The 13,859-nt window shown below is 51.3% G+C and carries 12 protein-coding genes; 4 read left to right on the top strand and 8 right to left on the bottom strand.

The annotated features are described in order from the left end of the window. Positions 1-169 precede the first annotated feature (169 nt). The 3 genes from L5M11_RS08145 (at position 170) to L5M11_RS08135 (ending at position 2,900) form a co-directional block, all read left to right on the top strand. Positions 170-1,183 (top strand): tyrosine-type recombinase/integrase, encoded by a 1,014-nt coding sequence (locus L5M11_RS08145; protein ID WP_037431571.1) that lies wholly within the window; start codon positions 170-172, stop codon positions 1,181-1,183. A gap of 26 nt (positions 1,184-1,209) precedes the next feature. Next, the gene (locus L5M11_RS08140; RefSeq protein ID WP_050991421.1) at positions 1,210-1,965 is read left to right on the top strand and encodes a helix-turn-helix domain-containing protein; all 756 of its coding nucleotides are present in this window, start codon (positions 1,210-1,212) and stop codon (positions 1,963-1,965) included. A gap of 74 nt (positions 1,966-2,039) precedes the next feature. Beyond that, the gene (locus tag L5M11_RS08135; protein ID WP_037431573.1) at positions 2,040-2,900 is read left to right on the top strand and encodes a sterol desaturase family protein; all 861 of its coding nucleotides are present in this window, start codon (positions 2,040-2,042) and stop codon (positions 2,898-2,900) included. Positions 2,901-2,966: 66 nt separating this feature from the next. Here the strand turns inward: L5M11_RS08135 and lspA are convergent, their stop codons facing one another. From lspA to L5M11_RS08105, 6 genes are all read right to left on the bottom strand, one after another. Then, positions 2,967-3,503, bottom strand: coding sequence for a signal peptidase II (gene lspA, locus L5M11_RS08130; protein WP_105934545.1), 537 nt, complete (start codon positions 3,501-3,503; stop codon positions 2,967-2,969). A gap of 4 nt (positions 3,504-3,507) precedes the next feature. Then, the gene (locus tag L5M11_RS08125) at positions 3,508-3,828 is read right to left on the bottom strand and encodes a P-II family nitrogen regulator (RefSeq protein WP_105934546.1); all 321 of its coding nucleotides are present in this window, start codon (positions 3,826-3,828) and stop codon (positions 3,508-3,510) included. A gap of 77 nt (positions 3,829-3,905) precedes the next feature. Further along, positions 3,906-7,046, bottom strand: coding sequence for an efflux RND transporter permease subunit (locus L5M11_RS08120; protein ID WP_109277767.1), 3,141 nt, complete (start codon positions 7,044-7,046; stop codon positions 3,906-3,908). Positions 7,047-7,121: 75 nt separating this feature from the next. Beyond that, entirely contained in the window at positions 7,122-8,063 is a 942-nt protein-coding gene (locus tag L5M11_RS08115; protein ID WP_109277768.1) for an efflux RND transporter periplasmic adaptor subunit, read from the bottom strand. Next, on the bottom strand, positions 8,060-9,400 hold the full coding sequence (locus L5M11_RS08110) for a TolC family protein (RefSeq protein ID WP_140907667.1): 1,341 nt from the start codon (positions 9,398-9,400) through the stop codon (positions 8,060-8,062). Before L5M11_RS08110 ends, L5M11_RS08115 begins: the two co-directional genes overlap by 4 nt. 631 nt (positions 9,401-10,031) lie before the next feature. Further along, positions 10,032-10,931 carry a cation transporter gene (locus L5M11_RS08105; protein WP_011711494.1) on the bottom strand — a complete coding sequence of 300 codons (900 nt, stop codon included), beginning with the start codon at positions 10,929-10,931 and terminating at the stop codon, positions 10,032-10,034. Between the two features lie 77 nt (positions 10,932-11,008). On the opposite strand from L5M11_RS08105, the gene cadR reads away from it, so the two are divergent. After that, on the top strand, positions 11,009-11,416 hold the full coding sequence (cadR, locus tag L5M11_RS08100) for a Cd(II)/Pb(II)-responsive transcriptional regulator (RefSeq protein WP_025265560.1): 408 nt from the start codon (positions 11,009-11,011) through the stop codon (positions 11,414-11,416). Here cadR and L5M11_RS08095 read toward each other — a convergent pair. Together L5M11_RS08095 and L5M11_RS08090 are read right to left on the bottom strand one after the other, a co-directional pair. Further along, positions 11,394-13,382, bottom strand: coding sequence for a cytochrome c/FTR1 family iron permease (locus tag L5M11_RS08095; protein ID WP_105935173.1), 1,989 nt, complete (start codon positions 13,380-13,382; stop codon positions 11,394-11,396). The two genes, cadR and L5M11_RS08095, sit on opposite strands and share 23 nt — an antisense overlap. A gap of 149 nt (positions 13,383-13,531) precedes the next feature. Next, on the bottom strand, positions 13,532-13,859 hold a 328-nt coding region (locus L5M11_RS08090), incomplete at its 5' end, for a Tn3 family transposase (protein ID WP_263191832.1).

Below are 13,859 nucleotides of genomic sequence, written 5' to 3'. Positions count from 1 at the left end.
ATAACACGTAATATACCATTATATTAGTGTTTTTCAAGATTCCTTGAATCCCAGATATTAACCTACGATAATCTAACTTATCGTAGGTTAATGGATCTTGACGTAAATTTTCGACTTGTAACGCCGGTACATAGCCGCCTTTTGAGCGACATCGAAGGAAATCCTATTCATGAACAACAAACCGCCAAAACCGGCTAGCAACTTGCCATTACGTAATGAGGAATCGACCCTGATTGAACGTCAGGAAGCCGAATCATTGCGGCACTACCTCCAGGCAGCGACGTCCGACAACACGCGCAAAGCCTACCGCTCGGCCATTCGCCAATTTGAAAAATGGGGTGGTCGCCTGCCCTCGGATCGGGATACTGTCGTGCGTTACCTGCTGGCCAGAGCCGAATCGCTCAACCCCCGGACCCTGGATCTGCACCTGACCGCCATTAGCCAATGGCACCATTACCAAGGGCTCATCGATCCGGTAAGCGATCCGTTGGTCCGCAAAACCATGGAAGGCGTTCGTCGTACTCAAGGCCAACCCAAACGCAAAGCCAAGGCATTACGTTTGGAGCACATTGCCCAGATGGTGAATCACTTGCGGCAACTGCCTGACACCAAAAAGAAACAGCGGGATATCGCGCTGGTGTTGACCGGCTTTTTTGGCGCCTTTCGTCGTAGCGAATTGGTGGCCATTCAAATCGGTGATCTGGTGTGGGAACCAGAAGGACTTCTCATCCGGCTGTCTCGTTCCAAGACCGATCAACAAGCCATGGGCTTAGTGCGAGCATTACCTTTCGGTGCACCAGGCTGCTGTCCTGCTATGGCCATGAAGAACTGGATAGAATTGGCTGATATCAATGAAGGTCCGGTTTTTCGTCCCGTTAACCGTTGGGATAAGGTTCAACCCAAAGCACTGAATCCCGGTGGCATTAATCAATTACTCAAGACTCTGGGCAACGCCTGTCAGTTCGATTTCGTGCCGGACTTGAGCAGCCATAGCTTTCGGCGTGGCCTCTCTACATCGGCAGCGAGGGAAAAAATCGACTTTGAGTTTATTAAGAAACAAGGCGGCTGGAAGAGCGACGCTACCGTATGGGAGTACATCGAAGAAGGACAGCAATTCACCAATAATGCCTCATTTATCCTCCTAGAAAAGTTGCAAGCGCTTATAGACAGTCAACTACAATGAAAAGCTGCCTTTGTAGAGATAGGGTAATGATCACAACAAATACTTTAGTGAACCCATGGCGCGGCTCAGTAGCGATAACACCAGGTATCGGTGCGTTCCTCGGCGAGTCAGGAGACAATAAGCCCCATAAACATTGGGCGCATCAAATCGCGATCGGTTTAGATGCAAACGTTGAAGTCATTTCCAGCGAAACACGGCACAAAGAAAAGGGGTTATGGATACCGGCTGGAGTTACTCATCAATTGATAATGGCCGAGGTACTGTGTATTTATATCGATCCAACCCATGATATTTGCAAAGCCTTGCTGCCTCACATAAAAAATCCGTTGATGCAACCCATTGGGACACTCCGTGAGGAATTCAATACAGCGTGTTTATCTCGCTTTACTGCCACGGAAAACCTTTCATTCGAACTGGAGGCTTTCGAGCGTCACTACCGGCACGATCAAACATCTGATCCAAAGAGCAGATTGAGCCACATTTTAAAAGCATTACATGCCGAAGCCATGGATGGGCGATCAATCTCTAGAGCAGAGTTGGCAAAGAAAGTTCGTCTTTCCCCAAGTCGTTTTTCCCACTGGTTTTCCGAAAGCACCGGCTTACCTTTACGCAGCTATAAAAAGTGGTTAAAACTATTAACGGGGTTTGAGTTATCACGCCAAATGTCACTCACCGATGCGGCAATTGCATCGGGATTTTCCGATCAGGCCCATTTCTGCCGGTCTGTTACCGAGGCTTTTGGCGTTTCCCCGGCAGTTATTCAACGGCTTTTGTCAGAATAAACAGCACTTTCGTTCAATGTGGCTACGTGTAAACATGAGATGCTGAACACTCTCAATCAGCGAGGAGTGTTAAAATGATTCGTAGCATAACGTGGTTGGTTAGGCTCCTGTATTTGCCGTTGTTTTTGCTCGTCGGAAATGGCGTCGCTATCTATCTTGTTACCGAGGGTTTCAACCACGGTTGGCTGGTATTTTTGATCTTGGTATTTATAGGAATTTCCTTCGCCACCGAAAAACTGACACCCTATGATCGTGAGTTTAATGAACCGCAACAAGATCAGCGACGCGATCTTCTTCACGCCTTTATGAACGAGTCACTTAATGTTATTGGCGTTGCTGTACTCCCGTTATTTGGTGGCTTGCTGGTCTTGGCACCGATATGGCCTTCCGGGTGGCCGCTGGCTTTCCAGTTACTATTGGCGATCCTCATTTCTGATGTTGGCATCACCCTGGCGCATTTTGCCAGTCATCGCCTCTCTTCACTGTGGCGCCTTCATGCCGTTCATCACAGCGTAAAACGGCTATACGGTTTTAATGGTCTTATGAAACATCCATTGCATCAATTGATAGAAACCGTCGCAGGAACGACACCATTGCTCTTTGTAGGAGTGCCACAAAATGTCCTGATGTTGTTGGTGGTTGCAGTAGTGCTTCAATTACTATTGCAGCACTCGAACGTGGCGTATTTTACTGGACCGCTGAGGAGGGTTCTCGCAATCAACGCGGTGCATCGTTTCCACCACTTAAATACGGCAGAAGAAGGCGATGTGAACTTCGGGCTTTTTACCACCTTGACGGATCGCCTGTTGGGAACGGCTTATTTTGACTCTGAACGAACGATCGGTACTAAGGATCTTGGTATCGCTTCAACGCCGAATTATCCAGCTGACTATTGGCAACAGTTGATGCAGCCTTTTCAACGGGACAAGACATGAGGTTATTTAGTAATTGATAAATCCGAGAACACGCTCCACATGCCACAGCGGGAGCGTGTTCTCCACTTACCTCATTCCTTTGTTGTTTTCATGGTCGCTGTTATCGCCTTCATCATGAACTTGATGATTCCTACTACCTATGATACTCACAATAAAAATACATACCCCTATGAATATCGCTGTATCAGCCAGATTGAATGCTGGCCAATGAGAATAGCTCCAGTGAAAATCAAGAAAGTCCACTACCGATCCACGCCATACACGATCAACCAGGTTGCCCAATGCACCACCAAGCAGCATCGAATAGCTCGCCGCTTCAAGCCGAGTTGGACGCCGCCGCATTGTCCAAACCAACCAAATCGATACGCCAGAGGCTAATGCAATAAAGAAATAGCGTTGCCAGCCACCAGCATCAGCTAGCAAGCTGAATGCAGCCCCAGGATTCATCATGTGTACGATATTAAGAATTGAGTTAATCTCCACGCGCTCACCGTACTCTATCGTACGCTCAACGGCATACTTACTCGCCTGGTCCATCAGTAATATCAAACCGGAAAGACACAGCCAACCACAAAAGGTGTTTGTCGGGTTAGAGTTCGCCATGAAGTTAATTTTCTTTTCCTCCAATCGGTAGCGCTTGCTCGACAGGGGTGACGTATACCCAACCGGATATGTTGGGTCCGATTTTCCCGGTTTTGCGTATGATAGCCGTCACCTCATCCACCTGATTGTCATCACAGACCAGAGATAATTGTACTTCTGAGATAACCACGCCAGCTTCGGCAGAATAGGCCAATTCCCGCTCTCCGAGGGGCTTCAAAGTACCCTTGATGTCGAGTAGCGATAGGTTTTTGTAACCTGCGTCACGCAGTGCGTCGATGACATCGGCGGATCGAACGTGGTGGATAAAGGCGGTAATTTGTTTCATGTAAATACTCCAAAAAAATTCGCTATTACTGTTAGATGGATCGCGGCAAGAGGATACTTGCCGCGATCCTGAGGGTGTCACTGAGCGATCGGATCGCCGTTGTCATCAATCTCTTTTGGCTTTCGCCAAGCCAGTCGATAAAGGCCGGGAAGTACCAATAGAGTGAGTAACGTGGATGAGATAATGCCGCCGATGACTACCGTGGCCAGTGGTCTTTGGACTTCTGCTCCAGTGCTGGTGTTGAGTGCCATCGGCAAGAAGCCTAATGCAGCCACCAGAGCGACCATCAAAATCGGCCGCAATCTCAACATGGCGCCGCCCTGAATCGCCTGCTCGACGGATTCACCCCGATTGAGCTCATCTCGAAAGGCCGACACCATCATGACCCCCGTCAGTACAGAAACCCCGCATAAGGTAATAAACCCAACGCCGGCTGTGATCGAGAGGGGAATATCTCTTAACCACAAGGCGATAACGCCACCGGTCAGCGCCAGCGGTACGCCACTGAAGACCAATGCCGCATCTTTTGCCGAACCAAAGGTCATCATCAACAGTGCAAAAATCATCACCAAAGTGACGGGGACAAGCAGGCTTAACCGCTGCGAGGCCGATTGCAGTTGCTCAAAGGTGCCTCCATACTCCAGCCAATAGCCGGGCGGCAATTTCACCTGCTGCGCAACTTTGCCCTGAACTTCAGCCACAAAACCACCCAAATCACGACCGCGAACGTTCGCGCTGACAACCAGTCGCCGCTTGCCGTTTTCGCGAGAGATCTGATTAGGTCCAGGGGCCAGCGTGAGACTGGCCACTTCCCGCAGCGGTACGTAGCCGCCCTCTGGCAGCGGTATCGGCAAACGTTCCAACGCGCGCAAGTCGCCCCTTATGCCCTCGGCCACTCGCACCACTATCGAAAACCGCTGGTCGCCCTCAAAGATCAGGCCGGCTTCCTCACCACCCGTGGCGGCGGCGACCACGTCCTGTACATCGGCGACATTCAAACCATAACGATACAGGGCTGAACGATCCGCATTAATGGACAGAATAGGTAACCCAGACACCTGCTCGACCTTAACCCCTTCGGCGCCCTCGATGCCAGTCAATACCGCCGCGATTTCGCTGCCCGATTTAAGCAGCTGGTCCAAATCATCGCCGAACACCTTGATCCCGAGGTCTGATCGCACACCAGAAATCAATTCATTGAAGCGCAGTTGGATCGGCTGGCTGATCTCATAGGCATTTCCCGGCAACAACGTCAGTTTCTCACCAATTTCTTCCAACAGCTGCGCTTTGGTTTTATCAGGATCGGGCCATTCACTGCGATCCCTGAGCATGACATAGCCATCGGAAATGTTGGGCCCCATGGGGTCACTGGCAACTTCGGCCGTGCCGACGCGCGCGAAGTAGGTTTTGACTTCAGGGATTTCCAGAACCGCTTTTTCCAGTTGAAACTGCATATCCAGGGATTGAGTGAGACTGGTGCCGGGTATTCGCAGTGCCTGGACGGCAATATCGCCCTCATCCAGATTAGGGATAAATTCCGTCCCCATCCGCGTGGCCAGTGCGCCGACCAAAACCACAAAGATCAGGGCCGCAGACAATACGAGAACGCGAAACTTTAGCGCCCACGCCAAAACCGGGGCGTAAAACCGTTTGGAGTGGCGAACAATAAAATTGTCCTTCTCCTCGATATGCCCCGTCATAAACAGCGCCACGGCGGCAGGGACGAAGGTGAGTGACAGCACCAACGCAGACAGCAAGGCCATGATCACCGCCATAGCCATGGGCGTAAACATTTTGCCTTCCACGCCCGTCAAAGCCAGGATGGGTAAGTTCACCAGAATCACCACTAACACGCTGATCAAACTCGGCGCAAAAACCTCGCGGGTGGCCGCAAACACCGTTTGAAAACGCTCATCCAGTTTTAAGGTGCGCCCAAGATGATGCTGTCGCCCAGCCAAGCGCATGATACAGTTTTCGACAATGATCACCGCACCATCCACAATCAAGCCAAAATCGAGTGCGCCCAAACTCATCAGATTGGCGCTGACCTTGGTTTGCACCATGCCCGTCATCAACATCAACATCGACAATGGAATCACCATTGCGGTGAGTAAGGCCGCCCGGACGTTGCCGAGCATGATCAGGAGCACGACGACAACCAATACCGCACCTTCGGCCAGGTTGGCCTGCACCGTGGCAATGGTTTTATCGACCAGTACCGTACGGTTATAAACCGGTTCGGCAATCACGCCCTCGGGCAGCGTCTTATTGATCTCCAACAACTTGGCCGACACATCCTGGGAAACCGTCCGACTATTACCTCCCAGCAGCATGACGGCGGTACCCAATACAGTCTCCTCACCATCGCGAGTAGCGGCACCTGTGCGCAACTCTTTGCCGAATCCGACCTCGGCCACATCAGCCACGGTAATGGGTAACCCGGCTCGACGAGCGACGATGATTTTTTCGATCGCAGGGATGTCAGCCACCTGTCCGGGGGCGCGGATTAAATATTGCTCACCATTTTTTTCAATATAGCCAGCACCGATATTAGCGTTGTTTTTCTCCAGTGCCGCTACTAAATCATCAAAGCTGAGCTGGTAGGCCAGCAGTCTTGAAGGTTCCGGCGTGATGTGGAACTGCTTCTCGAAGCCGCCAATGGTATTGACTTCGGTGACGCCGGGAACCAGGCGTAACTGCGGACGGATCACCCAATCCTGCAAGGTACGTAAGGCCGTCGCATCATAGGGCTCACCATTTTCTTGCAAGGCGCCCGGTTTCGCATGCACTGCATAGTGAAAGATTTCACCGAGTCCTGTGGCAACGGGCCCCATCACCGGACCGATTCCTGAAGGCATCTCGCTTTTTGCCTGCTGCAAGCGCTCGTTGATAAGATTGCGGGCAAAGTAAATGTCCGTGCCTTTTTCAAACACCACGGTCACTTGGGACAGAGCATAGCGTGATACCGAACGTGTACTCTCCACGTGGGGCAGCCCTGTGATCGCCAGTTCCACCAAGTACGTAATGCGTTGCTCCACTTCCAGCGGTGAGTAGCCGGGAGCTTCGGTATTGATTTGCACCTGGACATTGGTGATATCGGGTACCGCGTCGATGGGTAGGTGCTGATAGTTCCAGACACCCAGGGCACCAGTTACCAGCACCAGAAACATCACCAGCCAACGGCGTGCGATGGAAAATTGAATCAGTTTATCGATCATCAGACACTCCTTCGATGAGCGGCAATGAAAATGCTGTTCCGGCCGATGGTATGCAGAATGTCTTTCAGGAAGTGATTAATCATCATCGCCAACCTCCCCTTTACCCAATTCCGCTTTCAAAATAAAACTGTTGTTGCTGACATACACTTCATCTGCGGACAGGCCGGACACTACTTCGCTTAGCTCGCCGTCGGTGCGTCCCAAAGTCACTGTACGTGCTTCAAAACCTTCCTCACCCCGAACAAAAACGACAGGGTTATCCTCGACGATTTGCAAGGCTTCGTTGCGGATCACCATTGGAGCGGCTATTTCGGCGCGGGTGATTTGCGCGTTGACAAAGAGACCGGGTTTCCAAATGCCATTCGGGTTGTCGATCAAAGCGCGCGCCATAATGGCCTGATTACCAGTTTGGCCAAGCGGCGCAATATAGATGATTTTTCCCTCTGCGATATGGGTCGAATCGAGACTGAGAATGCGAACCCGCTGGCCTAATTCAACCTGAGCAACATCCTTGGGAAAAACCGACAGCTCCACCCAAACCGTTGAGAAATCCTGTACTACCAACAACGGGATATCCGTAGTGTGCTCGCCAGCGTTTGCATTCCGCTGGGTAACGGCACCATTGAGTGCGGATACTATCGAATAGGTTTTCAGACTTTCATTCGCTTCCACAGTCACCAGGGGTTCGCCTTTGCGAACCGGATCACCAACACTTTTTTTAACTTCCCGAATAACGCCGTCGAAGCGTGCCGTTACCGACTGTACACGCTCTGCGTTGGTGGCGACGACGCCATATACTGGCAAAACATCGCGGATGGTGCCCGAGGTAACGGTTGCCAGCGTAATGCCGGCACGTTTTATCTGCTCCTGGGTCAGCTCGACGTGGCCTTCTTCACCGTGCTCTTCCTCTTCTCCGTGACCCGTCTCGGCGAAAGTTTGTCCAGACAACAGGGTGATCGCAAAGCAACACGTAATTAGACGGATAAATGATTTTTTTAACTGGGTATTTGATTTCATTGTGGGGTTCCTGAAAATGTGTTGTCTTCGCCATACTGTGTCAAGGCCAAGGGCTCTGCTGTTAGCTGCTCAATTTCTGCACCATAGGTTAAGGCGGCTGCGGCCGCTTCGATCTGGGTGCGCCTGGCGCTCAATAATTCCTGCCGCGCGCTGACATAGTCGAGATACCCGTAGCGACCGCGTTGATAGGCCGCCTGAGTTTCTACCAGGGCCTGCTCAAGGGCGGGAATGATGGCGGTGCGCAGTGCCTCTACCGCGACAATGGCTTGTTTGCGGTTGTGAAAAGCCCGGAACAGTTGCGTGTGTAGATCCAGCAGCATTACATCGCGCTCTGCCAACACCTGATTTTTTTCGGCCAACGCGGTCGAAACGGCGCCGACATTTCGCTTGCCGGAAAACAACGGCATGCTGAAACCCGCTACCAACGCGGTGTCATCGGTTTCCTGCAAGCGACGAACCCCCACCGACCAACTGATATCGGCACTGGATTGGGTTTGAGCAAGGCGTATTTCTGCTTCTTTGAGGCGGGACTCTGCTGCGAATACTTCTATCGCAGGATTTTTTTCAACTTTGGCGTACAACAGGTCGAATGCCACGTCCTCGCCAAACTGGAATAGATCACCTTCCACTTTGTCAAAGTCCGGTGAGGTTACCCCCCACAGGGCAGACAACGACACTTTCAAATAAGCAAGCCGTTGCTGCTCCGAAAGCAAAGCGAGCTTCGCTTGCTCGGCAGCGGCCTGTGCCCGTTTGACTTCCGCCTCGGGTGTCGCTCCCGCCGTAGCCCGCTTTTTCACAATGCGTAAGCTCTCGCTCGCCAACTGGGCGGCCTCGCCAGCCAGGGTGACCTGCTCCTGTGCCGCTAGCACATCGACGTAACGGCGGGTGACTTCGCCCAATAAGGCCAAGGATTCCACCTGTCGGCTGGCATTGAGCACCGACCGACTGTGGGAGATTACGCCTTGCCGTGCCGCGCGCTTATCCCCCATTTCGATGACCGAAGACAGCGCAATGGTGAGTTCAGCACCACCTGCACCGCTGAAGTCCCCAGTGCCCCCGACATTTTCAGCGTCAAATCCCAGCTCATACGCCGGTCTTAACCCGGCTGTTTCGGCCTGCCCTTGAAGGGCTGCGTAGCGGTAGGGAAAAACTTTCAAAGACGGGTTTTGTGACAGGGAGCGCTGCACCGCATTGGTCAGCGTGATCGTTGAGTCCCCAGGCTCGGCGCTAAGCCCCGACGAAGAAATGAAAAATAATAAACTGAACAGAATACATCGGCTTTTGATATTCCTCCGCCCCAAAGCGCCAGAACCCGGCGCAGTACGTATTGATAGCATATGGTAGATCCTACTTATTTAAGATAATTCAAACCGCGCGTTGCAACGATAACGGCAACACAGAAAAAACATAATCGGTAAAATCAGGCGATTGGAGGGCGGTACAGCGACGAGGATGGGGCCTCGGGAATGAGGGCTTGAGAGTCGTTATGCAACGAATGTTTATGCAAAAAGTTTGGGTGAGTCAGGTTACCGGATAAATAGACATGGCAATGGCAGCCATGGTGATGGCAATGAAACAGGCAGTCAGTGGACATATTCTGATCAGTGGGATCAGTAGCGGTCGAGCTATCCAGTACTCCCGATGATGAGCCATCGATGAAATCAGAGGAATAAGGGGCTGTATCCGAATAATTAATGGGATGCACGTCAGCCATCGCTGTCACTGATTGCAGTGCAATCAAGAGTAACAGCAGATAAGACAGTGCTTTTCGACTCATAAACCGAACATAACCCCAATGAAATGGAATAAACTGCGAAGCAGTCCACCCTTGATTACGGATTCAATCCCCGATTGTCCCAGCGCCTTTCGTTTACCTGTTATCCGCTTATCAAAGCGAGCCAGGTCGAGGATTTTTATTGGCGAGTTATCAAAAAAAGACCATTGCTTGTTGTTCATATTGTGCTCGGCTCAGGACTTGAGCTGCAAGATACGGCGCGCACCATTCAACACAATCAAACCGATGATAAGGCCAATCACCAAGTCTGGATAACGTGAGCCCGTCCAGGCCACCAATCCACCGGCAAGGATCACCCCTAGATTGGCAATCACGTCATTGGCGGAGAAAATCCAGCTGGCTTTCATATGGGCGCCGCTATCCCGGCTTTTGGCAATCAACAGCAGACAGGTCACATTGGCCGCCAAGGCAACAAGCCCGAAGCTCATCATCAAAGTGGAAACCGGTTCACTACCCAATACTAATCGCCTTACCACCTCGCCCAAAGCGCCCAAGGCGAGAATGATCTGAAGCCAACCGGAAAAATGGGCTGCACGCAACTTCATCCGCACACTGTGCCCTACGGCATACAGCGCCACGCCGTAGACGGCGGCATCAGCGAACATATCCAGGGAGTCCGCAATCAAACCAGTGGATTGCGCCCACCAGCCGACAGTAATTTCAATGACAAACATGATGCCATTGATTGCCAGTAGCCACTTGAGAATGCCAGCTTCTCTTTCTGCCTCCTGTTTTGCAGACGCCTGCGCACGGGCGATGGACTCGCTGGCGACGGGCATTGTACTGACAAGTCTCGCGCCCAGACCGACTGATTGCATTCTTTTTTTAATAAGGTCAGCGTTATCACCATGGTAGACACTCACCTTGCGCTTGGGGGTATCGAATTCCAATGTGACTTTAGGATGCACACTGTCCAACGCCATACGGATCATGCCTTCCTCTGAAGGACAGTCCATCTTGGGGACATGATACTCACTAACAAAGCCGCCATGAGAAGCGTCGTGTACTTCGGCAATTTGGGGAGTGTTCTCCGTCGCGTTATTTTGGCAATTGCCACCGCATGTGGTCGTCATAAAAAACCCTTGTTCTATCCAAGGTGGGCAGTTTAAACTCTATAGTTACTATAGAGTCAAGCACAGAGATTGAATAAATGAAGATTGGCGAGCTGGCAAAAAAGACGGATTGCTCGGTGCAAACTATCCGTTACTATGAAAAAGAACAGTTGCTGTGCACGACACAGCGTAGTGACGGCAATTTTCGACTTTACGATGAAGCTGCTGTCGAACAGCTGCTATTTATCAAGCTCTGCCGTAACCTGGATCTCAGTTTGTCCGAGATCCGCCAGCTACTCACATTAAAACGCTCACCGGGTGCGCAATGTGATCAAGTCAATCGCATGATGGATACGCACATTCAACAAGTGGAAACGCGCATTCAGGAGCTGGTTCAGCTGCGCGAGCATTTGAAAGTACTTCGCCGCAGCTGCTCCAGTGAAAGGACGATCGAACAGTGCGGCATCTTGCAAACGTTAACCACTAATCAGCATCAGAAGCGGTAACACTTACGCGCTTGAAATCGGACGCCTGTGTTATCGGCGGTGATGTTGCGCGTTTTGATTTGGATAGTATTAAAAATACCAGGTAAACCAGAAGTACCGAAAGTTGCGCAAGCACGCCTTGCCAGGTGGATTTGACGCCAATCCAGTCAATCTCAAAACTCACAGGTAATGGCGTCATACCGATGATGGCCGCCTCCTGTAATGCCGACACAGCTTTGCCCATCAGGACAAATGCCAGCGCTAGCAGCAAGTAGGTGGTGGCTGAAAAGAATTTGGCGATCGGCAGCTTGACGGAAAAGCGAATCAACACCCACGCCAATATGGCTAACAGCAACAAACCGAGCGCAAAGCCACCACCAACAGAAGAATATTGGGTTGATACCGCCTGCGTTAACAGCGATTGATAAAATAATACGGTTTCAAACACCTCCCGGTAAACCGCCACAAATGCCAACGCCACCAGCCCCCACAAGGTGCCAGACTTAAGTTGGGTATCGACATGTTGCTGAATGTAGGCTTGCCATTGTGCAGCCTGGGTTTTGCTATGCATCCAGATCCCAACATAGAGCAGTACCAACGCGGCCAATAAAGCGGCAATTCCCTCCATGATTTCACGATTGGCACCACTGATCGTGATCAACGATTGAGCGGCGATCCAGGTGGCACCACCGGCAAGTAATGCCGCAATCCAGCCTATGTGGACATATTTAAGCGCATCCCGACGCCCGGTTCTTATCAAAACCGTCGTTAAGGCAATGATAACCAGCAATGCCTCCAGGCCTTCGCGCAACAATATGACCAGACTAGCAGTGAATAAAGTTCCTTCGGACAAGGTGGACTCTGATAACAAACGTTGTGCGTCATCCAACAAATGCCGCGTCTCCGCCATTAGCGCACCCAATTCTCCGTTTACGTCGGGGCGGCTGGTCAATTGTCGTAGTGCCATCATGTTGGACTCGATGGATTGGCGCAGTGCTTTGTCATGCGCATCGAGGCTGTTTTCAATCAGTTCAAAACCGTCCAGATAAGCACTGACGGCGAGTTCACTTGCGGTTGAAAAATCTCCCTTCTGATGCGCTTTTTGGGCGGCTTGAAGTCGATTCCATGTGATTGCCAAGGGATCTTGGGATGCCTTGAATAATGCCGAGGGGTTAGCGCGTAAACTCTCCAAAGCTTGTAGGGTTATATCAGGGCGTGCTGCTGCCAGTTGCAGTGGGTTGTGATTAATCAGCTGCAGTTTGGTAATATTCAAATCATTGTGAGTAGGTTCGCTGGATTGAAAAGCGAGTCCACCGACATAGAATGCCATTGACCAACGCTCTTGCTCCGTTAGTTGTTGAAAAGATGGCATGGCGGTGTCGTCAATGCCATTGGTAATGGCGTCGTATAAACCCAAAATTGATCGATTTAATGCCCGCTCTTTATCGGTAAAGTCCGTGGGTGCGGGATCGAGTTGTGCTGCCAGCACTCCGTCACCTTGACCAGATACTCCATGGCAAGATCCGCAGTTAGTCTCAAATACCGGCCGGATTTTTTCTTGAGGTAATATCCGTTCCGGCAGGGATAAATGTGGCATCAATCCCAACAATGTGCCGCGTAGGCTGGCACTCATTTGACGGATCTCATCAACACCTTTCTTATCATGGATGGCCCTCTGCAATGCCATTGCTTGCACTGCGAGTGACTCTGCATCAGCAGTGGCGGCCAGCGAGCTCTTGCTAACAATCAGTTGTGAAAACTCCACCATCTCCTGATATTCATTGTCATTAATTACCTGACCGTTTTTCACCGCTTCGGCATAATCAACGCCTATGTATTCAGCGAGCTGTGCCAGTTGCCGGAGTTGAGTAACGTTGTCTGGGATCTCAGCTTCATTCGCCCCGGCAGATAGAGAAAGTGGCAGCATCAGAAATATGATGGCATGAAGGGTGGCTCGTTTCAGGCGTTGCAATCTGCAATCAAACATCTCGGTGTTCTCTTATTCATGAATCGCTAATGATTATTGATCGCAATTGTAAACTCTATAGCCGCTATAGAGTCAAGAGAAGTAAAAATTACAGTCGGTTGGAAACCGTTTTGATAGGGGTCGTCTCAGAAAACGGAAAATAAAGCACGCTAAGCCGGTGGCAGCGGTCGCAATGGCCTGAACTTCCCCGCACCGACCTTGGCACTGCTGCGCCATAGGTAATCGCCGGTCAGGTTGATATGCTCCCACCCCAGCGGGGACAGATATTGCAGCAACGTGTCGTCCAGCGCCATGCCGTGGGCACGCAAAGCACTGGTGGCACGCTCCAGATAGACCGTGTTCCACAACACGATGGCCGCCGTCACCAGATTGAGGCCGCTGGCCCGGTAGCGCTGCTGCTCAAAACTGCGGTCGCGGATTTCACCCAATCGGTAGAAGAAGACCGCCCTGGCCAGCGCGTTGCGCGCCTCGCCTCGC

Source organism: Shewanella sp. SM87 (assembly GCF_025653705.1).
Lineage (GTDB): Bacteria > Pseudomonadota > Gammaproteobacteria > Enterobacterales > Shewanellaceae > Shewanella > Shewanella oncorhynchi.
The sequence above is the reverse complement of the archived record's forward strand: the minus strand, read 5'-3'. Positions and strand labels throughout refer to the sequence as shown.

Excerpts from the sequence above, each read along its gene's own strand:
- L5M11_RS08145 (WP_037431571.1), top strand. The coding sequence starts at position 170 with ATGAACAACAAACCGCCAAAACCGGCTAGCAACTTGCCATTACGTAAT.
- L5M11_RS08140 (WP_050991421.1), top strand. The coding sequence starts at position 1,210 with ATGATCACAACAAATACTTTAGTGAACCCATGGCGCGGCTCAGTAGCG.
- L5M11_RS08135 (WP_037431573.1), top strand. The coding sequence starts at position 2,040 with ATGATTCGTAGCATAACGTGGTTGGTTAGGCTCCTGTATTTGCCGTTG.
- lspA (WP_105934545.1), bottom strand. The coding sequence starts at position 3,503 with ATGGCGAACTCTAACCCGACAAACACCTTTTGTGGTTGGCTGTGTCTT.
- L5M11_RS08125 (WP_105934546.1), bottom strand. The coding sequence starts at position 3,828 with ATGAAACAAATTACCGCCTTTATCCACCACGTTCGATCCGCCGATGTC.
- L5M11_RS08120 (WP_109277767.1), bottom strand. The coding sequence starts at position 7,046 with ATGATCGATAAACTGATTCAATTTTCCATCGCACGCCGTTGGCTGGTG.
- L5M11_RS08115 (WP_109277768.1), bottom strand. The coding sequence starts at position 8,063 with ATGAAATCAAATACCCAGTTAAAAAAATCATTTATCCGTCTAATTACG.
- L5M11_RS08110 (WP_140907667.1), bottom strand. The coding sequence starts at position 9,400 with ATGCTATCAATACGTACTGCGCCGGGTTCTGGCGCTTTGGGGCGGAGG.
- L5M11_RS08105 (WP_011711494.1), bottom strand. The coding sequence starts at position 10,931 with ATGACGACCACATGCGGTGGCAATTGCCAAAATAACGCGACGGAGAAC.
- cadR (WP_025265560.1), top strand. The coding sequence starts at position 11,009 with ATGAAGATTGGCGAGCTGGCAAAAAAGACGGATTGCTCGGTGCAAACT.
- L5M11_RS08095 (WP_105935173.1), bottom strand. The coding sequence starts at position 13,382 with ATGTTTGATTGCAGATTGCAACGCCTGAAACGAGCCACCCTTCATGCC.